At 48.8% G+C, this 22,954-nt stretch carries 25 protein-coding genes; 20 read left to right on the plus strand and 5 right to left on the minus strand.

What is annotated here, in order from left to right; genetic code table 11:
* Positions 1-5 precede the first annotated feature (5 nt).
* The 5 genes from PUT07_RS25630 (at position 6) to PUT07_RS25650 (ending at position 5,745) form a co-directional block, all read left to right on the plus strand.
* Positions 6-1,328 carry an MFS transporter gene (locus PUT07_RS25630; RefSeq protein ID WP_274471581.1) on the plus strand — a complete coding sequence of 441 codons (1,323 nt, stop codon included), beginning with the start codon at positions 6-8 and terminating at the stop codon, positions 1,326-1,328.
* Between the two features lie 119 nt (positions 1,329-1,447).
* Positions 1,448-2,845 carry a spore germination protein gene (locus PUT07_RS25635; RefSeq protein WP_274471582.1) on the plus strand — a complete coding sequence of 466 codons (1,398 nt, stop codon included), beginning with the start codon at positions 1,448-1,450 and terminating at the stop codon, positions 2,843-2,845.
* Entirely contained in the window at positions 2,842-4,002 is a 1,161-nt protein-coding gene (locus tag PUT07_RS25640; RefSeq protein ID WP_274471583.1) for a Ger(x)C family spore germination protein, read from the plus strand. The genes PUT07_RS25635 and PUT07_RS25640 overlap by 4 nt, the downstream gene beginning before the upstream one ends.
* Entirely contained in the window at positions 3,999-5,096 is a 1,098-nt protein-coding gene (locus PUT07_RS25645) for a GerAB/ArcD/ProY family transporter (RefSeq protein WP_274471584.1), read from the plus strand. Before PUT07_RS25640 ends, PUT07_RS25645 begins: the two co-directional genes overlap by 4 nt.
* Before the next feature lie 76 nt (positions 5,097-5,172).
* Positions 5,173-5,745: a hypothetical protein gene (locus PUT07_RS25650; RefSeq protein WP_274471586.1), complete on the plus strand. Its 573-nt coding sequence runs from the start codon at positions 5,173-5,175 to the stop codon at positions 5,743-5,745.
* Between the two features lie 86 nt (positions 5,746-5,831).
* Here PUT07_RS25650 and cyoE read toward each other — a convergent pair whose 3' ends face one another.
* Entirely contained in the window at positions 5,832-6,755 is a 924-nt protein-coding gene (gene cyoE, locus PUT07_RS25655; RefSeq protein ID WP_274471587.1) for a heme o synthase, read from the minus strand.
* Positions 6,756-7,030: 275 nt separating this feature from the next.
* On the opposite strand from cyoE, the gene PUT07_RS25660 reads away from it, so the two are divergent.
* Together PUT07_RS25660 and PUT07_RS25665 are read left to right on the plus strand one after the other, a co-directional pair.
* A complete protein-coding gene (locus tag PUT07_RS25660) occupies positions 7,031-7,660 on the plus strand; it encodes a succinate dehydrogenase cytochrome b558 subunit (RefSeq protein ID WP_274471677.1) in 630 nt (209 codons plus the stop codon).
* 115 nt (positions 7,661-7,775) lie between these two features.
* Entirely contained in the window at positions 7,776-8,540 is a 765-nt protein-coding gene (locus tag PUT07_RS25665) for an SDR family oxidoreductase (protein WP_274471588.1), read from the plus strand.
* Positions 8,541-8,764: 224 nt separating this feature from the next.
* Here PUT07_RS25665 and PUT07_RS25670 read toward each other — a convergent pair whose 3' ends face one another.
* From PUT07_RS25670 to PUT07_RS25680, 3 genes are all read right to left on the minus strand, one after another.
* Complete coding sequence (locus PUT07_RS25670; RefSeq protein ID WP_274471589.1) at positions 8,765-8,956, minus strand: YgaP family membrane protein; 192 nt, start codon at positions 8,954-8,956, stop codon at positions 8,765-8,767.
* Between the two features lie 175 nt (positions 8,957-9,131).
* Positions 9,132-9,803, minus strand: a complete 672-nt coding sequence (locus PUT07_RS25675) for a Crp/Fnr family transcriptional regulator (protein ID WP_274471591.1) — start codon at positions 9,801-9,803, stop codon at positions 9,132-9,134.
* Positions 9,804-9,892: 89 nt separating this feature from the next.
* On the minus strand, positions 9,893-10,489 hold the full coding sequence (locus tag PUT07_RS25680) for a TetR/AcrR family transcriptional regulator (protein WP_274471592.1): 597 nt from the start codon (positions 10,487-10,489) through the stop codon (positions 9,893-9,895).
* 252 nt (positions 10,490-10,741) lie between these two features.
* Here PUT07_RS25680 and PUT07_RS25685 point away from each other — a divergent pair, with 252 nt between their 5' ends.
* The 9 genes from PUT07_RS25685 to PUT07_RS25725 all read left to right on the plus strand — a co-directional run bounded on the left by PUT07_RS25685 (position 10,742) and on the right by PUT07_RS25725 (position 19,447).
* Positions 10,742-11,176 (plus strand): YciI family protein, encoded by a 435-nt coding sequence (locus PUT07_RS25685; protein ID WP_274471594.1) that lies wholly within the window; start codon positions 10,742-10,744, stop codon positions 11,174-11,176.
* Positions 11,173-12,429, plus strand: a complete 1,257-nt coding sequence (locus PUT07_RS25690; protein ID WP_274471595.1) for an RNA polymerase sigma factor — start codon at positions 11,173-11,175, stop codon at positions 12,427-12,429. Before PUT07_RS25685 ends, PUT07_RS25690 begins: the two co-directional genes overlap by 4 nt.
* A gap of 24 nt (positions 12,430-12,453) precedes the next feature.
* On the plus strand, positions 12,454-12,795 hold the full coding sequence (locus tag PUT07_RS25695) for a DUF1801 domain-containing protein (protein ID WP_274471597.1): 342 nt from the start codon (positions 12,454-12,456) through the stop codon (positions 12,793-12,795).
* Positions 12,796-12,910: 115 nt separating this feature from the next.
* Complete coding sequence (locus PUT07_RS25700) at positions 12,911-13,381, plus strand: DinB family protein (protein ID WP_274471598.1); 471 nt, start codon at positions 12,911-12,913, stop codon at positions 13,379-13,381.
* A gap of 195 nt (positions 13,382-13,576) precedes the next feature.
* Positions 13,577-14,398 carry an SDR family oxidoreductase gene (locus PUT07_RS25705; RefSeq protein WP_274471599.1) on the plus strand — a complete coding sequence of 274 codons (822 nt, stop codon included), beginning with the start codon at positions 13,577-13,579 and terminating at the stop codon, positions 14,396-14,398.
* A 123-nt stretch (positions 14,399-14,521) separates the two neighbouring features.
* On the plus strand, positions 14,522-15,115 hold the full coding sequence (locus PUT07_RS25710) for a TetR/AcrR family transcriptional regulator (RefSeq protein WP_274471600.1): 594 nt from the start codon (positions 14,522-14,524) through the stop codon (positions 15,113-15,115).
* Between the two features lie 171 nt (positions 15,116-15,286).
* Positions 15,287-16,051, plus strand: coding sequence for an SDR family oxidoreductase (locus PUT07_RS25715; RefSeq protein WP_274471601.1), 765 nt, complete (start codon positions 15,287-15,289; stop codon positions 16,049-16,051).
* Between the two features lie 133 nt (positions 16,052-16,184).
* Entirely contained in the window at positions 16,185-16,772 is a 588-nt protein-coding gene (locus PUT07_RS25720) for a TetR/AcrR family transcriptional regulator (protein WP_274471602.1), read from the plus strand.
* Between the two features lie 2 nt (positions 16,773-16,774).
* Complete coding sequence (locus PUT07_RS25725; RefSeq protein ID WP_274471603.1) at positions 16,775-19,447, plus strand: phosphoenolpyruvate synthase; 2,673 nt, start codon at positions 16,775-16,777, stop codon at positions 19,445-19,447.
* A 75-nt stretch (positions 19,448-19,522) separates the two neighbouring features.
* On the opposite strand, the gene PUT07_RS25730 is transcribed toward PUT07_RS25725, so the two are convergent.
* Positions 19,523-20,071, minus strand: a complete 549-nt coding sequence (locus tag PUT07_RS25730; RefSeq protein WP_274471604.1) for a TetR/AcrR family transcriptional regulator — start codon at positions 20,069-20,071, stop codon at positions 19,523-19,525.
* A 187-nt stretch (positions 20,072-20,258) separates the two neighbouring features.
* Between PUT07_RS25730 and PUT07_RS25735 the strand changes: the two genes are divergently transcribed.
* The 4 genes from PUT07_RS25735 (at position 20,259) to PUT07_RS25750 (ending at position 22,813) form a co-directional block, all read left to right on the plus strand.
* Positions 20,259-21,299 carry an NAD(P)-dependent alcohol dehydrogenase gene (locus PUT07_RS25735; protein WP_274471605.1) on the plus strand — a complete coding sequence of 347 codons (1,041 nt, stop codon included), beginning with the start codon at positions 20,259-20,261 and terminating at the stop codon, positions 21,297-21,299.
* 603 nt (positions 21,300-21,902) lie between these two features.
* Complete coding sequence (locus tag PUT07_RS25740; RefSeq protein WP_274471606.1) at positions 21,903-22,121, plus strand: hypothetical protein; 219 nt, start codon at positions 21,903-21,905, stop codon at positions 22,119-22,121.
* Positions 22,122-22,164: 43 nt separating this feature from the next.
* Positions 22,165-22,395 carry a hypothetical protein gene (locus PUT07_RS25745; RefSeq protein WP_274471607.1) on the plus strand — a complete coding sequence of 77 codons (231 nt, stop codon included), beginning with the start codon at positions 22,165-22,167 and terminating at the stop codon, positions 22,393-22,395.
* A gap of 22 nt (positions 22,396-22,417) precedes the next feature.
* The gene (locus tag PUT07_RS25750) at positions 22,418-22,813 is read left to right on the plus strand and encodes a (R)-mandelonitrile lyase (protein WP_274471608.1); all 396 of its coding nucleotides are present in this window, start codon (positions 22,418-22,420) and stop codon (positions 22,811-22,813) included.
* The last annotated feature ends 141 nt before the right edge of the window (positions 22,814-22,954 follow it).

Raw genomic sequence — 22,954 nt, forward strand, 5'->3', positions numbered from 1 at the left:
TGAATATGAACGATAGAATTGTGATGCCGGTATGGACGATCGGGCTTTTCATCGTGGTCATGAACACGACGATGTTTAATGTGTCCATCCCTAGCATTATTCAAGATTTACACATCACCGCGGATCTCGGCTCCTGGGTCATATCCAGCTATTCCATCGGTTACGCGCTCTCTACGGTCATCTACAGCCGGCTCTCGGATACCGTGACGATTCGCAAGCTGCTCGCCGTCGGCCTGTGCGTGCTGGGATTCTCCTCGGTACTCGGCTTGTTCGCGCACAGCTTCGGCATGCTGCTGACCGCTCGCATTCTGCAGTCCGCCGGCGCCGGCGTCATGGCCGGTCTCGGGCTAGTACTCGCCAGTCGCTATATCCCGGCAGAGCGCCGCGGTTCCGCGATTGCCATGATCTCGGCAGGCAGCGCCATGGCATTCGGGCTCGGTCCGATCGTCGGCGGCATCATCAGCGAGTACTTCGGCTGGAACGGTTTGTTCGCGGTGACCTGCCTTGTTCTCGTTATCTTGCCCGTCTTGCTGCGATTGCTGCCCCGAGAAGAAGCTCCGCCGTTTCGCTTCGATCTGGCCGGGGCTCTGATGACAGTCGTTAACGCAGCCACGCTGCTGCTGGCGGTCACTCAGCTGTCATGGGTGTGGCTTGCGGTCAGCATAGCTTCCTTTGCCGTTCATGCCTGGCATTTGCGCAGAGGGCAGGAAACCTTCATTAACCCGGCGTTGTTGAGAAACGGCACCTTCCTCAAGCTCGTGACGATCGGATTCTGCTTGCTGATCTTGAATCTCGGCAACCTGTTTCTCATGCCGCTCATCCTTGCCAAGGCGTTCAGCCTCAGCGCCATGCGCATCGGCTTGACCATAGCGCCGGGGGCGATTCTCTCCGCGTTCCTGACGCGCTTCGTCGGGCGGTGGATCGACCGCTACGGCAATGTGCGCTTCCTGCTGCTCGGCCATGGCTTGCTGGCGCTTGTTCTACTGAGCTTCTTTGCCATCATTGGCACCTCGCCGGCTGTCATCCTGCTTGGCTACATCGTCTTCTCGCCGGCCTTCTCGGCGACGCTCGCGGCGCTCAACAACGAGACGTCGCGGATGCTGCCCAAGCAGCTCATCGGAGCCGGCATGGGGCTCATGCAGCTGATCCAATTTTTCGGCGGATCCATCTCCGTCGCCGTCTGCGGACTGCTGCTCGAGCTGCAGACGCAGACGCCGCTTGTGTCCTCGTACAAGCATGTGTATGGCATGCTGCTTGCTGTTGGCGTGATCTCGCTGGGCATGCTGCTGTGGTACAAGCAGTCCAAGAACGAAAGACAACCCATCTAGTCGCTTATTAGAAGCACTGCTGCGAATTGGCAGCAGGCTTCTTTTTCTATTTATTGGAATAAAGTAAAAATAAACCACACAAAATAAAAAACGGAGATTTGGGGAGAGGGGGAAGTGAGATGGCAGTAAGTACTCCTGCAGCTGTTAACGAAAGTGTCGCGATCAATCACGAGGTGTTACGATCTATTTTTGACAATTGCGCGGATATCGTATTTCGACCGTTAAAACTTGCGGACCGCCCAGAATTTCTACTCGTTTATATTGAAGAGCTGACAGACTCGGATAAATTGGAACAAATCATATCGGCCTGTATGATTAGCCGCGACGCTGATCGACTAACAAAGTATCGTATCGTGAATCACTTCCCGGAACTTGTAGCCAAAATCTTGAAAGGCAGTACGGCGATCTTCCTTGACGGTAAGCCCTTTGCGTATGTAGCGGACCTGACGTCGTTCAAACAACGATCAATTAATGAACCGACCAATGAGGCATCTATTCGCGGTCCGCGCGAAGGATTTACCGAAGACCTCAAAACAAATCTAAGCATGATACGAAGAAAAATAAGCCATCCCAACCTCAAGTTCGAAAAGCATCTAGCCGGTGAATTCACCAATACGGAGTTTGTCGTTGCGTATATCGAAGAGAAAGTTATACCGGGGCTGCTTCAAGAGGTTCGAAGAAGACTGCATGCTTTTCATACGAATCAGCTGCTGGACTCCGGATATATCGAAGAATATATCGAGGACAAGTCTTTATCCTTTTTTCCCCAAATACAGAATACAGAACGTCCGGACACGGTCTCTGCAAGTCTTCTGGCAGGTCGAGTAGCTATTATCGTGGACGGCTCTCCGAATGCTTTATTGCTCCCGATGACCTTCTGGTCTGGTTTCCAAGCGGCGGAAGATCATTATGAACGATTCTTATATGTCTCAGCAGTCAGAAGCCTGCGGTTCTTGCTCGCCATCATGTCTTGCTTGCTTCCTTCCATCTATGTAGCGCTTACGACGTTCCATCCGCAAATGATACCGTTAGCCGTCATGCTCAGTATTTCGGTATCCAGAGAAGGAATTCCGTTTCCAACCGTGATCGAAACCTTGTTGATGGAATTGATGTTCGAAGGTTTGCGCGAAGCCGGTCTACGGCTGCCTAAAGCAATCGGTTCAGCTGTGAGTATCGTAGGGGCGCTGGTGATTGGGGAAGCAGCCGTCCAGGCCGGATTTATCTCCGCTCCCATCGTGATGATCGTTGCGGGTACCGGAATTGCCTCGTTTGCTTTTCCGAGCTATAGTTTGGCATTGCCATTTCGCATTCTGCGGTTTCCACTTCTCATCTTAGGCGGTTTCCTTGGCCTTTATGGTGTCGCCATCGGGATTATGTTCATCATGATTCATCTTGTGACCCTTAAGTCCTTCGGAGTTCCTTATCTGAAGCCGGTAGCTCCTATTGGGAAGCAGTTCTGGAAGGATACGCTGATCAGAATGAATAAACGATACGTTTCGGAGCGAAATAAACAATGAGGAAAATTGGCTTGATTCTTTGGCTCATACTCACAGTCATCATTTCCGGATGTTGGGATCGAAATGAAATCAATGACTACGCGTTCTGGATTGGCACTGCCCTGGATTTGTCGGAAGGTGGAAAGCTTCAAAAAAGCGCACAGATCGCTGTTCCAGCCAATATCAACAGCAAAAGCGGGGGAGGAAAGTCAGGGCAAAGCGGAAACATTGTCCTCACAGCTAACGGAACTACAATCATTGATTTGGAACAACAAATTCAAGATAAACTGCCGCGCAAAATTTTTCTTGGACACCGCAGGTCCATCTTCATTGGCGAAAAGCTGGCGAAAAAAGGGTTAATTGAAATCATGGATCAATTTACACGGAACACCGATACGCGTATGCGCACGGATATCTTCGTTGTGAATAATGGAGAAGGGAAAGATGTACTGAAGATCAACAGTCCGTTCAATCAATTCTCTGCGATTGTGGCCGTTGAGCAAGACCGATTTTGCCGGTTAGGGGATACAGCCTTACGAGATGTACTGCTCGATGTCGGACGGGATGGCATCCGGCCGTCTATGCCGATGGTGGAGATTACACCCAACAATGAACAAGAGAAACAAGAAATTTTCGAAGTTAGATCCGTTGCTATTTTTAATAAGAACTTGCAAATGGTCGGGAAAGTGACCGGGAGAGAATCACTGGAGATGTTTTGGGTGAAAGGCGTGTTGAAAGATCAGTTTGTTACGGAAGAGACGGGAGAAGGCAGCATATCCTTATACGAATCCAACTTAAAAAAATCCGTTCATACCGTACTAGAAGGCAATAAAATAAAAGCCGTTGTGAAGCTGGAAGGCACCGGCAGAGTTCTCGAAAACAACACGGATATTGATATTTCTGCATCCTCGGAACGTATACCGTTAGAACGGAAGCTGAATGACATCAAAGCTAAGAAAGTAGAAGCTACGATTAAAAAGCTGCAGCTGCAATATGGACAAGATGTATTCGGCATCGGAGAAGAAATTCATAGAGAACATCCTTACCGTTGGAAAGAAATTCAGAGCCGATGGGACGAATACTTCCCGGCGGTTGAGATATCGGTTGAAGTGAAGTTGAAGATTCAGAACACGGGAGGTATTGGCAAGCGCATCCCTGGAATAGGAGACAGAAAGTGAAAATTTCGACTTGGCAGCTGTTTTGGATCCTTACAACCCTAGAAATTTCAATGAGTATTTGGCTCACTGTTTCTCCTACGATCGAGATCGCGAGACAGGACGCATGGATCTCGCTTACAATAGCAGGTGTCATTGGACTCGTCGTGACGCTGATCATCGTACGAGTTGCTCAACGGCATCCTACTCTGACGCTGGTGGAGTTTGCCCAAAAGCTCTTTGGTAAATGGGTCGGCAAGCTGATAGGCGCATTGTATGTTATGGTGTGGTTTTCAGTATCTGCCGATATCCTGCGAATATTCTCCTTATTTATTAAGCAGTTTCTATTTCACGATACGCCGATTTGGATCATCGCGGCGCTTATGGTCGCAGCGATGGCTTACATCAATTACGCAGGTAACATTGAAGCAATTGCTCGCTTCAGTGAAATGGCCGGCCCCTTGCTGCTGATCGGCATTGTCATTACTTTTGCCTTAAATATAACGAATCTGCACCTAGAGCTTCTTTTTCCCGTATATGCAGACTCTGGGGCAATCCCTATTCTGAAGGGGTCAATGGTGAATGCCTCATTCCTGGGAGAATCCATGATGATCTTGATGCTGGCGCCTTTTATTACGAATTCGCATAAGATGCTTAAGCCCACTCTGCTAGCGATTTGTGTTCCATCCATGATCGGCGTTATTACAGCGATTTTCGTTATTATGACTTTCGGAACCAATATCGGGTCAACCTTAATTTTTCCGTATTTCAGTATGGTTCGATTTATTAATTATTTGGAATTCATTCAAAACATGGATGTCTGGATTATGTTCATCTGGATTTTCAGCGTATTCGTCAAATTGGCCATCTACTTGTTCATCAACAGTTATGGAACGGCACAATTGATTGGCATTAAGAACTGGCGGGCAGTCATCGGCTTTGCGGCGATCGCCATTTTCACGATTTCTTTGGTGCCTGCCAATATCATAGGACTGTTGGATTATGCGAAGTTTGTATGGATTATTTATATATTTCCGATTTTCATCGTAGGTTTACCTATTATTTTATTGCTTGTCAGCCACTTACGAGGGAGATCGCTTGTAAAGGGAAGTCCATGACATCGACAGCTGTTTACCGCATCAATAAAGGCCTTGTGATATATTAAGGGGAGCTTCCTATCAATTATAGGATGGGTTGAGCAAGGCAATTATCGAGCAGAGTGGGCAGAAAAAAAAGCGGGGTATTTCGATGAAACCGGACACGACGAATTTATTGGCTGTAACTGAAAGACTTCAACATGAAGGTATTCCTTATGCATTAGGCGGAAGCGGTTTATTACATAGCTTGGGATTAACAGCTGCGGTTCGAGACTGGGATATTATGACCGACGCTCCTAAAGAGCAGGTGATGAAGGCTTTAGAGAACCTCACAGTGCAAGAAGCGAGAAGTGGAGATTATCCATTCGGAAGCAAATATAAACTTGTCGTCCAATCCGAGAACCCTCAAGTTGAGATTTTAGGAAGTTTCTCTATACATTCCGATAAAGGACTCTGCCAACTGCCGGCTGTTCCCGTAAGCCTCTGGCAGGGGATTCATGTTGGAAGCCCAGAAGTATGGTATGTGGCTTATGCACTCATGAACCGCAAAGATAAGTCTGACTTATTGCTTCATTATTTAAAAGAGAAAGAAGCGAATAAAGAGATTCTTCAACGACTCGTTAATGAACCTCTTCCCGATGAATTGATTGAAGTCATCTCATCGCTTTAGCGAGTTATAAACACAAACACCTCAAGGTGGTCCCGGTTCTTACACTAGGGGATACCCTTGAGGTGTTCTTATTTCCTGCAAGCATTTTATGATAGCATAGGTGCACCGAGAGAGTAGCCGATAATCATCAACATGAGCACCGTGATGTGATTTAGCGAGAAAATAAACATCGAACGGGCCCACTTGTCCTCCTGCTTGCGGTGATATCCGTTGATGCTCAGAATCAACCAACCTAAGCTCAGGAGGGCATTCGCTATGGCGATGTAAGGATTAAAGGACCAGAACAAAAAGCTGCTTAGGATCAGCGCAACCAGATACACGTTCATTTGCAAATACGTTCTGCGTATCCCCTTGACGACCGGCAGCATCGGGATGTTAGCCGCCCGGTATTCCTCCATTCGCCGAATCCCGATGGCATAGAAATGCGGCATTTGCCAAATAACCATTAACAAGAAAATGGCGATCGCGTGGGGGTGCAGAATATCAGGCGAGATCGCAGCCCAACCGATTAACGGAGGCATCGCACCTGACAAGCTTCCAACCTCCGTATTATAGATCGTCCGGCGTTTCGTCCACATGGTATAAGGCACGACATAGAGAAACAGCCCCAGAAATCCTACGAAAGCGGCTAGGGGAGAAGCAATATACAAGGCTACAAGCCCGCCAATCGCAATCCAGCACCCAATGATCAACCCGCTCCCGATGTCAATGATACCGGAAACCGTCGGCCTATTTTTCGTCCGTTCCATCATGCGATCGATATCGCGGTCGTACAAGTTATTAAAGATTCCGGCCGCCCCGATCACCAAGGCAGATCCGATCAATGCCAACATAATGTTACCAATCTTATCGAAGAACGGTATATGATGAACGAACAACGCCATGCTGAGCCCTGCGATCATTGCAATGAGGTTCGACTTAATAATGCCAATTTTGATCGTCTCGAAGAGGACCTTCGTGAATGAGATGGGAACTCGCTCGATACTAACCGTATTGCCTTGGATTCGCATGCCGCTAACACACCCTTTTATATAAATTCACTTCTATAGTTTCAGGTTACCATATAGGGGTCGTTTATGTGCAGATCCTCAACAAAGCCTCATGATTCTGTCAAAAATCTTTGTCGCTTTCGTGAATTTACTGGCTATTGACTGTTATTTTCCAACTTACATATAAAAAATGGTTCATCTCACATGTCACATACGGAAGCCGCCGATTGTCTTATAAGTGTTCGAATCTTTCATACACTTGCCGGAAATAAGTCAACTTAGAGAGGTGAAAAACGATAGGAAATTCATATTACTGGCGCAAATTGCACTCACTGCTCGGGGTCATTCCTCTGGGAGGTTTTATTCTTGTACACGTATCGATCAACTTCCAAGCCTACGAAAGAGGGCCGGATGGGTTCGCTACCTACGTGCATGTCATCAACAGTCTGCCGTTAAAGCCGCTGCTTGAGATTTTTGGGATCTACCTGCCAATATTGTTTCACGGCATTTATGGACTTTACATGGCTTATCAGTCCAATCTGAACGCCGGACAATATGCATACGGCCGTAACTGGGCGTTCACACTGCAGCGCATTACTGGGATTGTTACTTTTATTTTTGTCTTTTGGCATTTTTTTAATACGCGGTTGCAAATTTATATGGGGCATATTACACATGAAGATCTAGGTTCGACGATGCATCAAATTGCTGTGAATCCCGTGTACTTTACTCTGTATGTCATCGGTATATTGTCAGCGGTTTTCCATTTCAGCAATGGTTTATGGGCCTTCCTGATCAGCTGGGGCATCACAGTTTCACCGCGATCCCAAAAAGTATCTGCTTATGTAAGTATGGGTATTTTTATACTTGTTTCCTTGTTATTCTTTCTTTCGCTCCTTGCTTTTACTGGCGATAACTTCAAATAAAATATCACTCATGAAATTCTTTGTCACACATTGAAACTGCCAGTTGTCTTCATAGTGTTCAACAAAAAAAATTATTCTAGTCCATTGGATTGGGCTAAAAATTAGGAGGATAAATATGAAAATTGTAGTTATTGGCGGCAGCGGACTTATTGGCAAAAAAACAGTCAACAACCTTCGTCAGCTTGGTCATGAGGTCGTAGCAGCATCGCCTTCTCTAGGTGTCAACACACTCACTGGCGAGGGGCTGGCAGAAGCGCTTCGAGGCGCACAGATTGTTGTGGATGTCTCGAACTCGCCTTCGTTTGAAGATCAGGACGTTATGGATTTCTTCGTAACTTCGACTAAGAACCTGCTTGCTGCAGAAGCAGCCGCTGGCGTAAGTCATCACGTCGCCTTATCGGTCGTCGGTACCGATCGCCTGCTGCAAAGCGGTTATTTCCGTGCGAAAATGGCTCAAGAAGAACTCATCCAGACTTCCGGCATTCCTTATACAATCGTACGTGCAACACAGTTCTTCGAATTCATCGGGAGCATTGCCTATGTGGCGACAGAAGGGGACACCGTTCGTTTGCCTTCAGCCCTTATGCAGCCTATGGTATCGGATGATGTTGCAGCTGCGATGGCGGATTTCGCTGTCGGGGAGCCTGTGAATGGCATCGTTGATGTGGCTGGTCCCGATCAAATTCCTCTTGATGAAGTGGTCCGGCAATACTTGAGAGCGACTCAAGATCCGCGTCAAGTGGTTACGGACGACAACGCGCTCTACTTCGGATCCGCAGCGGTCAATGATCAATCGCTCGTACCAAGCGATAGCAGCAACGCGCGTATTGCTACGACACGTTTCGAAGACTGGCTCAAAAACACAACGGCTCAAGTGTAAGCAGAGTTCGCCCGTACCTTTTTAGGTATGGGCTTTTTTATTGCTTTGAGAAGCTATGAGACATTGGCTAAAAATCATTCGGTAATTTCCAAATTGTAGACATAAAAAATCTTATGTAAACAAATGAACATCCGACAGACGAAACACCATTTCAAAAAGCAGGGAGCTGTCAGCCGAGTCGGCACAGCTCCCTTGCTATATAAGTTAATTCGGCTTGCAGCCGTTTATCGGATGCTGCAAGAATTGCGGCCGATGAATTTATTGATTGCACATTTTTGTGTCAGACCAGTAACCAGAAGCGGCAGTGCAGCCAATCCGAATAATTTCCAGTAACCGGACAGGACTACAAACAAAGATAATAGGGCAAAAGCTAAAAGAATGCGAATGGCGCGATCTGCTCCTCCAACGTTTTTCATGATAAGATGTCTCCTTTCTTGTTTCGAGGTTTGATTGGGTACAGATACGATAATAACAAGGACGGATAGTAATGAACCGTAACTTTGTCACATAACGAAATGTCATACATAGTCAAGAATTTAAAAAACAAAAAAAAGCACCCGAACGACAGGGTGGCTTTGGTTGGACAAATTATCATTCGATATAATTTTCGAGTGCGCTTCGGTTCATAATCGTGATTTTTCCCCGCGACAGCTTAATCATTTCTTCTTTCTCGAGTGACTTTAGCATTCTGCTGATCACTTCACGGGCCGTCCCCAGCTCAACGGACAAGCTATCATGGGTCACATAAAGGGTATCGGAATTACCGGATTGAACAGCCATTTGAACCAGGTACTCCGAAATTCTTCCGCGAATGGATTTGAAATGGATGCTGTCAAGCAGATTGGACATGATGACGATTCGTTTGGCGAAAGATTTGAAGATGAACTGTCGGAAATTCTTATAGCGGTCCGTCCAGTCCCGAAAAATCTCCACAGGTATAATCAGCACTAATCCGGGCGTTTCTACGCAAGCGGAAGCCTCATATTCGCTCTCGCCTAAAATGCTAGAGGTCATCAAAGGACAGCATTCGCCGCTGTGAATCCTGTATAACGTGATTTCGCGGCCTCCGCCGCTTATTTTGTACATTCTGACAGTGCCCTCCAAAATCAGGATGGCGTGCTCCAGAAAGTGTCCTTCTTCAATCATATAATTTGGTTCCATCTGAATGACTTTCATGCCAGCATGATTCCAGTCCTGCTCGGTAATGTCTGCCAAGCTCGGAAATAATGAGATGATTCGAGATCGATGTTCAGACAATATCAACCGGTTCAGCTCCTTAAGTTGTTCGCTTCTTATCTTGAAGATGCTAGCATAAAGTTGAAGTTCAATCTGTGACAAAGTCACAGTTTCGATTATACATTTTCAAAAATGCGTCCGCTTATAAGGTGTAAAAACATCGCCCATTGCTTTTGAAATTCCGGATCCTCGGCAGAATATCCAGTGATCATTCGCGTAACGTTACTGTAAAGGAGAGGGTAGATCGTCAAACTGGATATCATCAAGGTGATGAGAGCAGGGTCCAGCTCTTGTGGCACCAAGCCCATCTCCTGTTTAGACTTCATATCCTCAACATAAGATTGCAGAACATTCGTTCTTCGTTCCACACCGTTGCTATTCTCAGGTATCGACTCGATAGCTTCCCACGCTGTATATTTTAGAAAATCCCTTAAGTGATCCACATTGACTTTGTATCTGAATTCCGCGATCTCAACAGGATTAGACGGAAGAGCAAAATTTCCTTGCGGCAGTGAAGTAAGGAAATCATCGATAACTTCATTAATAAGCTGATCTTTGCTTCTAAAGTAATGATAGATTAATTGCTTATTGCACCCAGCCCTTTTGGCAATCGCTTCAATTCTAGCCCCGCCATAGCCCTTATCATAAAATTCTTCCTTTGCTGCTTGAAGTATCGCTCTCCGCGTGCGTTCAGCATTTCTGATTTCACCCATTAAATTGGACCTCCAGTGCTTACGTTAGCTATATCGTAGTGAATGTAGGGGGTGAAGTCAATCTTAATTAGACCAGTCGGTTGATATTACTTGACGAATGGTTGATTAGGTCGTATAGTAGCGACGTGTCCAACAATTGGCATTCTATTAATGATAGAACAATTACTAAAATTTTTTTTCGGCCTGTCGATTCCGAGGTTTTCCGTTCGTTGTGTAGATGAAGGCAAATCATAGACTAGGAGGAATTTTTCGATGAGATTCATGATGATTGTCCATGCGACTAAAGATTCGGAGGCGGGGGCTATGCCGAATCCAGAGCTTTTTGACGCCATGGCGAGGTATAACGAGGAGCTGGCGAGGGCCGGCGTGTTAGTCGCAGCGGAAGGACTACACCCAAGTTCGGGTGCGATTCGTATCGCTTATCCCGAACCGGGCGGGAAGCCGAAGGTGGTGGACGGCCCTTTCACGGAGGCGAAGGAGCTGATCGCGGGATTCACGCTGATCGAGGTGAAGTCGAGGGAAGAGGCGATCGAGTGGGCGATGCGGATGCCCGATCCGCATGGCTTCGGGGAAGGTGTCATTGAGCTGCGCCAAGTGTTCGAGGTGTCGGAGCTGACACAGGACCCTGAAGCGTTAGCCAAAGTAACCGACATGCAAGCACGGGTTAGAAGGAATCCGAAGCAGTGAAGGAATCGGCTGTCCACCGCACCATCGATGGAATCTGGCGCATTGAGTCGGCCAAAATCATCGCCAGTCTGGCACGTATGGTTCGTGATGTCGGGCTTGCCGAGGATCTGGCGCAAGATGCGCTTATCATTGCGCTTGAACGGTGGCAGGAGATGGGCATACCTGAGAACCCTGAAGCGTGGCTGATGACTACTGCCAAACGGAGGGCTATCGATCACCTGCGCAGGAATAAGCTGCGCGACCGCAAATATGAGGAGATCGGCCGGGAGATCGACAGGCAGCAGGAACCGGACTGGGAGGAAGCGCTGGACGATCCCGTCGGCGATGATCTTCTTCGCCTTATCTTCACGTCATGCCATCCTGTTCTTTCGGCCGAGGCTCGGGTGGCGCTAACGCTCCGGCTGCTCGGGGGATTGACCACCGAAGAAATCGCAAGCGCCTTCCTCGTTCCGGAACCGACTGTCGCACAGCGGATCGTTCGCGCGAAGCGTACGCTAACGGCCGCGCGCGTCCCATTCGAATTGCCGCCGAAGAACGAGCTGGCCGCGCGATTGTCTTCTGTGCTCGAAGTCATTTATCTCATGTTCAACGAAGGATACGCGGCGACTTCCGGCGCTAGCTGGATTCGACCTGTCCTATGCCATGAGGCGCTTCGGCTTGGACGAATTCTGGCGGAGATAGCTCCCGAAGAACCGGAAGTCCATGGACTCGTCGCATTGATGGAAATTCAGTCGTCTAGATTCCGGGCGCGGGTCAGTCCGAGCGGGGAACCGATTCTACTGATGGACCAGAACCGGGCGTTATGGGATCACCTGCTTATCCGCCGGGGACTGACTGCCATAACGCGGGCAGAACGTCTTGGCCAAGTCTTCGGTCCTTATCTGATCCAAGCTTCAATCGCAGCGTGTCACGCCAGTGCCCGTACGGCTTCGGAGACGGATTGGGTCCGCATTTCGGCGCTTTATGACGCGCTCTCCCAAGTCGCACCGTCGCCCGTAGTCGAACTGAATCGCGCCGTTGCGCTGTCAATGGCGTTCGGGCCGGAAGTAGGCCTGGAAGTTGTTGATTCATTGATCCAAGAACCGTCCATGAAAAACTATCATCTTTTGCCCAGCGTACGAGGGGACTTCCTCATGAAGCTGGGCCGCAGACAGGAAGCATCTATCGAATTCAAACGTGCTGCAAACCTTACGCGAAATGATAAAGAACGAGAGTTGCTCTTAAAGCGCGCTTCGGATTGCGCCATGGAATAAGGCCATTATGAGAGGAGAAGTCACTTGAGCCAAGAAGTTACCGAATTTATTGAGAAAGTCAAAGAGCCGTGGCAGGGCCAGCTGTGCCAGGATTTGCGCCAAGTCGTTCATAACGCGATTCCCGATGTTCAGGAGCGCATCCAATACAACAAGCCTCATTTTCTTAAGAATAAGAAATATGCTGCGGTAATTTCAAAATCGAAGGACGCTGTTAGCTTCACGATTTTCAACGCGACTGGACTAGAGCTGCCCGAAGGGTTGTTCGACGGCCCACCGGAACGGAAAACGATCAAGTTTCGCAACGGCCAAGAGATGGATAGCGGCATGCTGGCCGATTTGTTGAAACAAGCCTCCAGTACGCTGTAACACGAACGCCGCCCGTAGAGGGCGGTTCCTTTTTTGACTGATCGAATGGTGGCTTTATTACGAACGTAAGTTCTGATATAATAAAGTGGAAATTGGGAAATGAAAGGAAGCTGTCATGAATTCAGTAGAAGCAATAGTTCACAATTTGAATGAGGTTCGGCGCAGAAGCATCCTGGTTTGGGAGAGTATCCCTGACGAATATATGGACTGGAGACCGGATTCGGAGGCTATGAGCATGAAAGAGATGATCCGCCATGTACTGGATAGCGAACATTACTATCATCTGGCCTTGTTGAATAAAGGGAGTCTAGAGAGCTATGAATCCCCCTACGAGACGCGTGTTTTTACAACACTTCAAGAAGAACTCAACTTTTCTGAGCCTTATCGGAACGCCTTTATCCATACAATTAAAGCTTATGATCAAGAGGATTTAACCAACATTCAGATTGATCGAAGCGACGTCGGATATGTTCGGGCATTAGGCGATATGCTGATGAGAATTGCCTACCATGAAGCTGTCCATGCAGGGCAGCTATTAGATTATATGAGAACTGCCGGATTAAAGCGGCCTAAGATTTGGGATTAAAGGTAAGGGGAGCAGGAGAATCACACGAAAGGAATGAAGTTCCAAACCAAGGAGCAGATTGCCGCGGCCGGCAGCTGTTCTTTTTTGTGTTTGACAGAAAATAAATCGTGTTACATAATAGAATGAACATTCGATCTATATCCATGCGCGCAGAATAGAATGAACGTTCAATTTAAAATTTGGAGGTTTTTACACATGAATAAAACCGTTTTTATTACAGGAACCAGTTCAGGTCTGGGAAAACTTACAGCTATCCGGTTTGCAGAGATGGGCTGGAATGTAGCTGCAACCATGCGTACACCGGACAAAGAAACGGAGCTTACCCGTTACGGGAATATCAAAATTTTCAAACTCGACGTCACCAATGTGCAGGAGGTTCAAACGGCGGCAGAACAAGCCATAGCCGCATTCGGTAAAATCGATGTCGTCATCAATAATGCCGGTATGGGGACTTACGGGGCATTGGAATTAGCGGAAGAGGAAGCAATCGACTGGCAATTCGCTGTTAATACGCGAGGACCGATCAATGTGATCCGCAAATTTATCTCACATTTCAGAGCGAATGGCGGAGGCATGTTCATCAATATCAGCTCGTTCATGGGAATCACGACAGCGGTGCCGCTCGGATCCCTCTATAATATGTCTAAATTTGCTTTGGAAGGACTGACGGAAGGCCTTTATTACGAGCTGAAGCCGCTCCATATCGAGCTTCGATTAATCGAGCAGGGAGGTTCCACAGGAAATAATTTCAAGAGCAATATCACTTGGAACCAAGATGAAAACATTCGGGATTACGACGCTCTAATGACGAAAGTGCAGCATGTAATGAATCATGCGGAATCCAACTCTTCCTTGGATGATCCGCAGATGATCGTAGATGCCATCATCGGTTTGGCGACAGGGAAGAGTAATAAATTTCGCACGATCATCGGAACAGCAGGCAATGATCTCATGGCGCTTAGACATGCTGTGCCCATTGAAGAATATTTGGAGACGATCGCTAGAAATTATATGTAAGCGCCTATTTAAAACGATTTGTCCTAGCGCCAGGCGGATCTGCCAAACTTGACTACGGATTGGATGAGGTGTATGTTAGTTTAGAATGATCATTCGATCCAATGGTGGGAGCGGGATAACTCCATGTTTGAGAAGAACTATAACAAGGTGCAGCAGGCTGTCCTTGAAACCACACTGAACATCATCATCCGTAAGGAATTACAGGCTACCTCCATGGCGCTTATCGCTAAGGAGTCAGGTGTGTCGACGGGGAATATTTATCATTATTTCAAAAGTAAAGAAGATATCGTAAACGAATTGTATAAAGCTATTGTTACATTTAACGGAGAATATGTGCGAGAAGGCTTGCAGAAGGGCACTACGATTCGTGACAGGTTTGAACACGGTTGGCATAAGGTTATCGAACTGGGAAAACAATATCCTCAAGGCTTTCAGTTTATTGAGCAGTATTCGTTCTCGCCTTACATTTATGAAGAGGTCAAGCAGGAAGTCTACACCGGCGGATGGTGCGGGCCCATGAACGAGTTATATGAGGAAGCCATTCAGGAGAAGCTGTTTATCCCGATGAATCCGAAAATGATGGTGCAGATGCATTACGGCACATTTGTTTACATGCTGAAGGCCCATCTGCACGGAGTTTTCGAATTAAGCAGTGAGAACATCAACGGTGCAATCCGTTCGTGTTGGCATGCAGTAACTTATAGAGATGAAACATAGATACATGTTCAGAAGCCGCAGTCAAAGGATGTTCGCTAACAACCTTTGACTGCGGCTTCTGTTTGTATATGATGGAAGACATAGCAAGGAAGAATATAAGCGCAACATTACAAAATTTGCCTCGTGTTATAACTATCTTGTAAGTCATACAAAACAAAAGGAGATAAATCAATGACTAGATTAATGGGGAAAGTTGCTTTGGTCACAGGCGCAAGCCGGGGAATCGGACGTTCCATCGCACTGCGTTTAGCGCAAGAGGGAGCATTAGTTGCCGTTCATTATGGTACGAACAAGCAAGCTGCAGAGGAAGTCGTACAAGATATTGAGCAAAATGGAGGAAGAGCATTCACGATTGGTACGAAACTGGGTTCTTCAGAAAGTATTCAGACACTCTATCATTTATTAGATGAGTTGTTGATCGAGCGTACAGGTGACAATCACTTCGATATCTTAGTGAACAACGCAGGGATTGCTCTCGTATCCCCAATTGAAGATACGACGGTGGAGGCATTCGAAGAAATCATGGACATGAATGTGAAAATGCCATTTTTCCTGATTCAACAAGCATTACCACGTTTAAGAGACGAAGGCCGAATCATTAATATGTCGTCTGCTATAACAAGAATTTCACTGCCTGCGATTCCGGCATACAGTATGACTAAGGGGGCAATAAATACACTAACGCTTGCACTATCCAAACAGCTCGGCCCACGTGGAATTACGATCAATGCCATCCAACCCGGATTCGTAGCCACGGATATGAATGCGGGCATGCTGCAAGATCCTGCTTCCAACAAATTCGGAGCCGACTTCTCTATCTTTGGAAGATGGGGGCAGCCGGAGGATGTCGCGGATATTGCTGCTTTCCTAGCCTCTCCCGACAGCCGCTGGATAACCGGGCAATGTCTCGATGCTAGCGGGGGCTCTCATTTGTAATCGGAATCGAACAATCCCTTCATTTTGCCGGCCGGTAATGAGCTTACACTCTTGCGATCGGGAAGGCGGATGTGTACAATGGAAACTATAGAAACCAAACTGGTTTCCGGAGTGGATAGGAGGGATTGTGCGGATGGATGAATCGGTCCGGTCGCGCATCGTTCAAGAGGCGGCCGATCTATTTAATGCCCAAGGTTATCGCGGCGTGACGCTGAGCGAATTGGCGTCCCGCCTCGGGATGAGCAAGAAGACGCTGTATCTGTACTTTAGCGGGAAAGAGGAGATTGCCGAAGCGGTGCTAGAAACGGTCTTGAAAGCGGTTGCGATTCATGTCAAGGAGCATATGGAGACGACAGGTCATCCGCTGGACGTATTTGAGCGCGTGTTTATGGGCATCAAGGGGGAGCTTATCAAGCTGCATCCGCTGTTTTTGAACGATATCCAAAAATATATTCCGAGCTTATGGGAGAAGCTGGAAGCTTTCCGCAGTGCTCAGCTCACGTTCATCGAACGGCTGCTTCAGCGGGCGATGCAGGAGGGACATATCCGGAACGTTAATCCCAAGCTAGTGACAGCCATCATGCTGGAAAGCATCCATCGGATGGCGCGTCCAGATGTGGCCGCCAAGTATGGGGTTACGATGGTCGAGATGGGCGAAACGTTGTTTGGTTTATTTATGTACGGTCTTCGCACGGATGAATCCAATAAGAGGAGCGAATAACCATGAGCGTTTATGTGCTTGATTTTGGCCAGCTGGATAAGAACAGCCTTCCACTTGTCGGAGGCAAAGGCGCGAATTTGGGCGAAATGACGAAGGCGGGTTTTCCCGTTCCCTCGGGCTTTTGTGTCACTACGGAGGCGTACCGGGCGTTCCTGCAGCAGAGTGTCCTTATAGACGAATTATTTGGGCGGTTGAATAAGGTTGAGGCGGATCAACTAGGGGAAATTACGGTATTGGGCCAGCTCATCCGCGAGCATCTGGTGAGCATGCCTGTTCCGGATGATATTCGCACCTCAATCGTACAAAGCTGGCACCGGTCCGGAGCGGATCAAGCGTATGCGGTGCGCTCGAGCGCCACGGCGGAGGATTTGCCGACGGCTTCGTTCGCCGGTCAGCAGGATACTTATCTGAATGTATGCGGGGAAGCCGCACTGTTAGACGCGGTCCTCAAATGCTGGGCGTCGCTGTTCACCGATCGGGCGATATCGTACAGAGCACGCCATGGGTTCGATCACCGTGCCGTGCAGCTATCCGTTGTCGTGCAACGCATGGTGTTCCCCGAAGTATCCGGCATCCTGTTTACGGCCGATCCGATTACGGGCCACCGGGGAACGGTGTCGATTGACGCCAGCTTCGGCTTGGGAGAGGCGCTCGTGTCCGGGCAAGTATCCGCCGACCTATACCAGGTGAGGTCAGGAAAGCTGCTGACGAAGACCGTCTCCCGCAAGAAGCTGGCTATCTATGCGCTCGCAGAGGGAGGCACCGTAACGAAGGAGCTGCCGGAGGCGGAGCAGGAGCTGCAGGCGCTGGACGATGCGCGGATTTTGGAGCTCGCTGCGCTCGGCGAGAAGATCAAGCGGCATTACGGGTCGGAGCAGGACATCGAGTGGTGTTTCGCGCAAGGGCAATTCTATATCGTACAGAGCCGGCCGATCACTTCGTTGTATCCGCTGCCTGAGATGAATATCCCGGCAGGGGAGAGCCCGCATTTGCTCGTTTCCTTCGGCCATCAACAGATGATGACGGACGCGATGAAGCCGATGGGGCTGTCCGTGCTTCGCACGCTTTTTCCATTCGGCAAAACGGGCATCCGGTCGATGAACGACCACACGGCGGCGGTCGGTGGAAGGGTCTACATCGATATCACGAAGCTGTTGACGGTGAAGGAGGCCCGCATTATTTTACCTAAGGTATTGGCCAACGTCGATGAAATGATCGGCCTCGGCGTAGCGGAACTCGTGAAGCGGAAGTCATACGTTCAACATCTCCCTTCAGCGCCCGGTGTGAAAAAAGGCGTTCTTCGCTTTATTCGTCCCGTGCTGGGGAAGGTGGTGCGCAAGCTGCTGTACGCTCCTGTCTCCGAAGCACATCCTGAAGTAAATGCATACATCGCAGCTTCGATCCAAGAGGGGAGAAAGCGGCTATCGGGCATCTCCGGCGTTGAACGGGTCGTCCGACTTCAGGAGCATATCGGTTTGCTGCTGCTGATCATTTTTCCCCAGTTGATCCCCTATCCGCTTGCCGGAATTATTTCGTCGCGGCTGGTGAATGCACTGTCAATCAAGTGGTTAGGCGATACCGAGGTCGTGCATGTGCTCAATCGAGGACTTCCTGGCAACATTACGAGTGAGATGGGGCTCATGATCGGCGATCTGGCGGATGCGGCAAGACCGTACCCGCAGGTGACCGAGCTGATCCTGCACGGCGATCCTCTTCAGTTCAGGGAGAAGCTGCGGCAGGTGGAAGGCGGCGATGCATTCGGACAGCAGTGGGACCGGTTCATGGAGCTTTACGGAATGAGGTGCCCCGGCGAAATCGACATCACGCGCCCCCGGTGGTACGAGGACCCGAGCACGCTGCTGCCGTCGATCGGCAGCCATATGCGGAGTATGGAGCCTGGGGAGCACCGGACCAAGTTCGCCGAAGGCGCTCTCGAAGCGGAGACTGCAGCAAGAGACTTGCTGAAGCGCCTGCGCGCTCAATCTTTCGGCAGGCTGAAGGCGAAGCTGATGTCGCGGTTGATTAGCGTATACCGCGGGTTGATGGGGCTGCGGGAGCATCCCAAATATTTAATGATGCAGCACTTCCGCCTCGTGCGCGAAGGACTTCTCGACGAAGGTCACTCGCTGGTCAAAACGGGCGTGCTGAAGCGGGCGGATGATGTGTTTTATTTGACACTCGACGAGCTGCTGCAGCTGACCGAGGGCGAGCGGCCGGCCGGGCTTGCTGTGCTGCTCGAGCAGCGGAAGGAGGAGCTGGAGCGCTTCCGCGCTCTGACGCCACCAAGGCTGATGACGAGCGAAGGCGAAATGATTATCGGCCGGCGCAAGCTGCAGGATGCCCCCGAGGGCGCATTCGTCGGAACGCCGGTATCCGCCGGCGTCATAGAGGGCATCGCCCGCGTGGTGCTGCGGCCGGAGGAGGCGAAGCTGAACAAGGGCGAAATTATGATCGCCCCTTTCACCGACCCGGGTTGGACGCCGCTGTTCCATTCCGCCGTCGGGCTGGTGATGGAGGTCGGGGGGTTGATGACGCATGGCGCCGTGGTAGCCCGGGAGTACGGGCTGCCGGCGGTCGTCGGCATCGACGGGGCGACGACCTTGATCCGCGACGGCGACCGCATTCGCTTGGACGGGACGCGCGGCTATGTGCTGGTGCTGGAGCGGAGCAAGTAAGGCTATCCGCGGCAGAAAGAGGAAGGAACGACAAAAAGAAAGAAGGCACCGAAGCGTGCCTTCTTTTTGTTGTTTCTACAGATTTCTCTCTAACAGCGTTCCGACCTGCTTAGCCATCACTTGAGGAGAATGGGGCATTCCATTCCTGATCCACCATTCGATGACACCGACATACGCGGTGCCGGCATATTGCAGCATGACATCATCCAATAAATCCGCATTTTTTCCGCTTTCTCTGTCAATTTCACCTTTGAACCCTTCCATAAAAGAAGCTAACAGCCGGGTTCTGAAAGCCGAAGGAACGCCAGTACTTGCTAACATGGTCGAAAAAAACAAATAGTTTTTCTCAAAATATTCAAAATAGGGGACGAGTGCCTCGTTCCAATCCATCTTGCATGCCCATTCGTCCATCTCACCTAATTCATTCAGGTGGGATTCTATGAGCTTATCCAATAGATCAAATTTGTCTTGATAGTGAAGATAGATGGTTCCGCGATTTAAATTTGCCCGATCGGCAATATCTTGAATAGTTATATCATCGAAATTTTTCTCCGTCATTAATTCAATTACCGCTTTTTTCAAAGCTTCCTGTGTTTTGATAATTCTCCTATCCACTTTAGCCATCTTTATATTCACCAATCTTTCTAAGTTATTTAACAGGATCGAGCAATCTGTTGATATATCAACAGATCGCGATTATTTAACCATTGATAAGACGTATTTAATTATATAATAATAAACACTAGTTGATTAATCAATCCGATTTGGTTAATCATCATAGTTTGGTTAAATTGGAAGGGAGATCATATTCATGTGTAAAACTCGTGTTTTAAGAGTTACTGCTGCCAAAGCATCATTCGAAAAGGCAACAATTGAAAGAAGACAATTACGGGCGAATGACGTCTCGATCGATATTAAGTTCAGCGGGATTTGCCACTCTGATATTCATAGCGCACACGGGGACTGGGCCGGGGGAATCTTCCCCATGGTGCCTGGTCATGAAATTACCGGGATTGTAACGGCAGTAGGGGAGCAGGTAACGAAGTTTGCAGTTGGTGATCGGGTAGGCGTAGGCTGCTATGTGGACTCCTGTGGAGAGTGCGAGTATTGTCTACAGGGAGAAGAACAGCATTGTTCCAAAGGTTTTGTAGCTACTTACAATTCCTTGGACTATGAGGGCAATCCAACCTATGGCGGTTATAGCCAAAACATTGTAGTTACCGAAAGATTCGTCGTGCATATTCCGGATTCTTTAGGGTTAGATGTAGCCAGTCCGCTATTGTGTGCCGGTATTACCACCTATTCCCCTCTGAAACGTTGGAAAGCCGGTCCTGGGAAAAAGGTAGCTATTCTGGGGATGGGTGGTCTTGGCCACGTAGCCATCCAGTTTGCGCATGCCATGGGGGCTGAAGTTACGGTCTTAAGCCGGGCAAAAGATAAGGAAAACGAGGCATTGAGCTTTGGCGCGGATCATTATTTCTCAACGCTGGATCCTGAAATTTTCCACACGTTAGCCGGCCGTTTCGACATGATTCTAAACACGGTGTCCGCCAATATTGATGTCGATGCGTATTTATCGCTGCTTCGCGTAGACGGAACGCTTATTCATGTCGGCGCACCGGCGGAACCAAGTCAATACAACGTTTTCTCGCTAATCATGAGCAGACGAAGTGTAGCGGGGTCCTTAGTTGGCGGACTTCGGGAAACGCAAGAGATGCTTGATTTTGCCGCGGCGCATGGCATTGTTCCTCAAATTGAGGTCATCCGGGCCGATCAAGTGGACGAAGCGTACGAGCGAATTTTGCGCAGTGACGTGCGTTACCGGTTCGTCATCGACATAGCCACTTTATAAATCCGAATGGTGATTGGCGCTACCCGGCTCTGCAGGGCAACACAGCGCAGCAACAGAACGAGCAAAAAAGCCGGCGGCCCACGCTCCGGAGCTCGAGCCAACCGGCAGAGCGTGCTCGCTTTTGATAACTGGAAATTATCCTGTTAATTTCTCGATAAGTGCCGTACTGGCTCGCCAATCGCTAATTTTAACAGGAGAAATTCCTTTTATTCCGTCCCGAGGGCTGTCTGGACACTGGATTAACTGGAGTTTTTCCAGTTACTGCAGCGCAGATCAGCTTAGAGCGTGGCAGCGCGGGGGAGACGCAGAGTGTACGAAAGCGATGCAGTTACAAGCGCGGGGAGACGCAGGGTGCATGAAAGCGAGGCAGATACAAGTGTAGGGAAACGTGGAGTGGACCAAAGCGAGGCAGTTGCGAGTGCGGCATGAAGCGTAACAGGAATTTCTCCAGTTATTGCAACCGATTTCCCCTTCGGATGATACAATAACTGGAAAATCTCCTGTTAATTTCTCGATAAGTGCCGTACTGATTCGCCAACCGCTAATTTTAACAGGAGAAATTCCTTTTATACCGTGCCGAGGGCTGTCTGGACACTGGATTAAATGGAGTTTTTCCAGTTACTGCAGCGCAGACCCGCGCAATGCAGTATAAGCGAGTCTAACCGCGGGTGGCCGCATCGGCTGGCTTCGTCATTTCGCGTGATTACCCGCGATACCTACCGCGGTATCGCAATGACGAAATTCATCTCTCTGCTGAAGATGATCAACCGTGTCGCTCTTCTCCCCAATGAAGGGAGTCTGGTCACTTTGTTCAGTTCATAGATTGGCGTGTTTGTTTTTTGGGGGGTTATAAGAGATACTATTTATGGGTTATGCTCTTGTAAATGGTATTTTATTCGCCGTTGTATTTACCTTCGTTGCCGGCACGCCATTTGTCGCTGCCCATAGCTTAGCGATGGAATCACATGGACAAATTGCGGGAAGTGCGTCTTCCGGCCAGGCACCTTGCACGCGCAGTCATTCCCGACTTGTGAGAATCGAATCGCGGCGAGAGAATGTCAATGATGGCAAGAACAACGTGAAAACAAATATGTAATTCAAACGGAGGCGTTTAGAAAATGGAAATTAAAAGAGTTGGATCCCAACCATCGGGTAAAGGACCATCTGATTATTTTACCGGCACGGTTCGCATCGATCCACTATTTGAAGCGGCTGAACCTGCCCGCGGAGCTGGAGCCAGCGTTACGTTCGAGCCAGGTGCACGCACGGCGTGGCATACTCATCCGCTCGGTCAAACGCTTATCGTAACGGCAGGCAAAGGACGCGTTCAACGCTGGGGAGGTCCGATTGAAGAAATTAGCCCGGGTGACGTGGTGTGGTTCCCGCCAGGTGAGAAACATTGGCATGGAGCTTCGCCTACCACAGCTATGACTCATATAGCTATTCAAGAACGTCTTGACGGTAAAGCGGTGGAGTGGTTGGAAAAGGTCAGTGATGACCAATACCAGTCTTAGTCATCGATTGGATGAGATTACTTGTTTGGGGAAAGGGAGTCCGATAAACTTAACAGAGCAGTAATTCAAAGCATGAAGGCGGCTGGTCAGAGATGATCGGCTGCTTTTTTGATACAAGTTCAATGATCCTATGGAATATAT

It is taken from the genome of Paenibacillus sp. MAHUQ-63 (genome assembly GCF_028765165.1).
GTDB lineage: Bacteria > Bacillota > Bacilli > Paenibacillales > NBRC-103111 > Paenibacillus_E.

What these genes read in the sequence shown, in the direction of transcription:
- cyoE (WP_274471587.1), bottom strand. Translation starts at nt 6,755, where the DNA reads ATGCGAATCCAAGGCAATACGGTTAGTATCGAGCGAGTTCCCATCTCA.
- PUT07_RS25665 (WP_274471588.1), top strand. Translation starts at nt 7,776, where the DNA reads ATGAAAATTGTAGTTATTGGCGGCAGCGGACTTATTGGCAAAAAAACA.
- PUT07_RS25725 (WP_274471603.1), top strand. Translation starts at nt 16,775, where the DNA reads ATGAGCGTTTATGTGCTTGATTTTGGCCAGCTGGATAAGAACAGCCTT.
- PUT07_RS25710 (WP_274471600.1), top strand. Translation starts at nt 14,522, where the DNA reads ATGTTTGAGAAGAACTATAACAAGGTGCAGCAGGCTGTCCTTGAAACC.
- PUT07_RS25750 (WP_274471608.1), top strand. Translation starts at nt 22,418, where the DNA reads ATGGAAATTAAAAGAGTTGGATCCCAACCATCGGGTAAAGGACCATCT.
- PUT07_RS25630 (WP_274471581.1), top strand. Translation starts at nt 6, where the DNA reads ATGAACGATAGAATTGTGATGCCGGTATGGACGATCGGGCTTTTCATC.
- PUT07_RS25705 (WP_274471599.1), top strand. Translation starts at nt 13,577, where the DNA reads ATGAATAAAACCGTTTTTATTACAGGAACCAGTTCAGGTCTGGGAAAA.
- PUT07_RS25715 (WP_274471601.1), top strand. Translation starts at nt 15,287, where the DNA reads ATGACTAGATTAATGGGGAAAGTTGCTTTGGTCACAGGCGCAAGCCGG.
- PUT07_RS25640 (WP_274471583.1), top strand. Translation starts at nt 2,842, where the DNA reads ATGAGGAAAATTGGCTTGATTCTTTGGCTCATACTCACAGTCATCATT.
- PUT07_RS25730 (WP_274471604.1), bottom strand. Translation starts at nt 20,071, where the DNA reads ATGGCTAAAGTGGATAGGAGAATTATCAAAACACAGGAAGCTTTGAAA.
- PUT07_RS25745 (WP_274471607.1), top strand. Translation starts at nt 22,165, where the DNA reads ATGGGTTATGCTCTTGTAAATGGTATTTTATTCGCCGTTGTATTTACC.
- PUT07_RS25685 (WP_274471594.1), top strand. Translation starts at nt 10,742, where the DNA reads ATGAGATTCATGATGATTGTCCATGCGACTAAAGATTCGGAGGCGGGG.
- PUT07_RS25670 (WP_274471589.1), bottom strand. Translation starts at nt 8,956, where the DNA reads ATGAAAAACGTTGGAGGAGCAGATCGCGCCATTCGCATTCTTTTAGCT.
- PUT07_RS25700 (WP_274471598.1), top strand. Translation starts at nt 12,911, where the DNA reads ATGAATTCAGTAGAAGCAATAGTTCACAATTTGAATGAGGTTCGGCGC.
- PUT07_RS25635 (WP_274471582.1), top strand. Translation starts at nt 1,448, where the DNA reads ATGGCAGTAAGTACTCCTGCAGCTGTTAACGAAAGTGTCGCGATCAAT.
- PUT07_RS25720 (WP_274471602.1), top strand. Translation starts at nt 16,185, where the DNA reads ATGGATGAATCGGTCCGGTCGCGCATCGTTCAAGAGGCGGCCGATCTA.
- PUT07_RS25680 (WP_274471592.1), bottom strand. Translation starts at nt 10,489, where the DNA reads ATGGGTGAAATCAGAAATGCTGAACGCACGCGGAGAGCGATACTTCAA.
- PUT07_RS25735 (WP_274471605.1), top strand. Translation starts at nt 20,259, where the DNA reads ATGTGTAAAACTCGTGTTTTAAGAGTTACTGCTGCCAAAGCATCATTC.
- PUT07_RS25740 (WP_274471606.1), top strand. Translation starts at nt 21,903, where the DNA reads ATGGAGTTTTTCCAGTTACTGCAGCGCAGACCCGCGCAATGCAGTATA.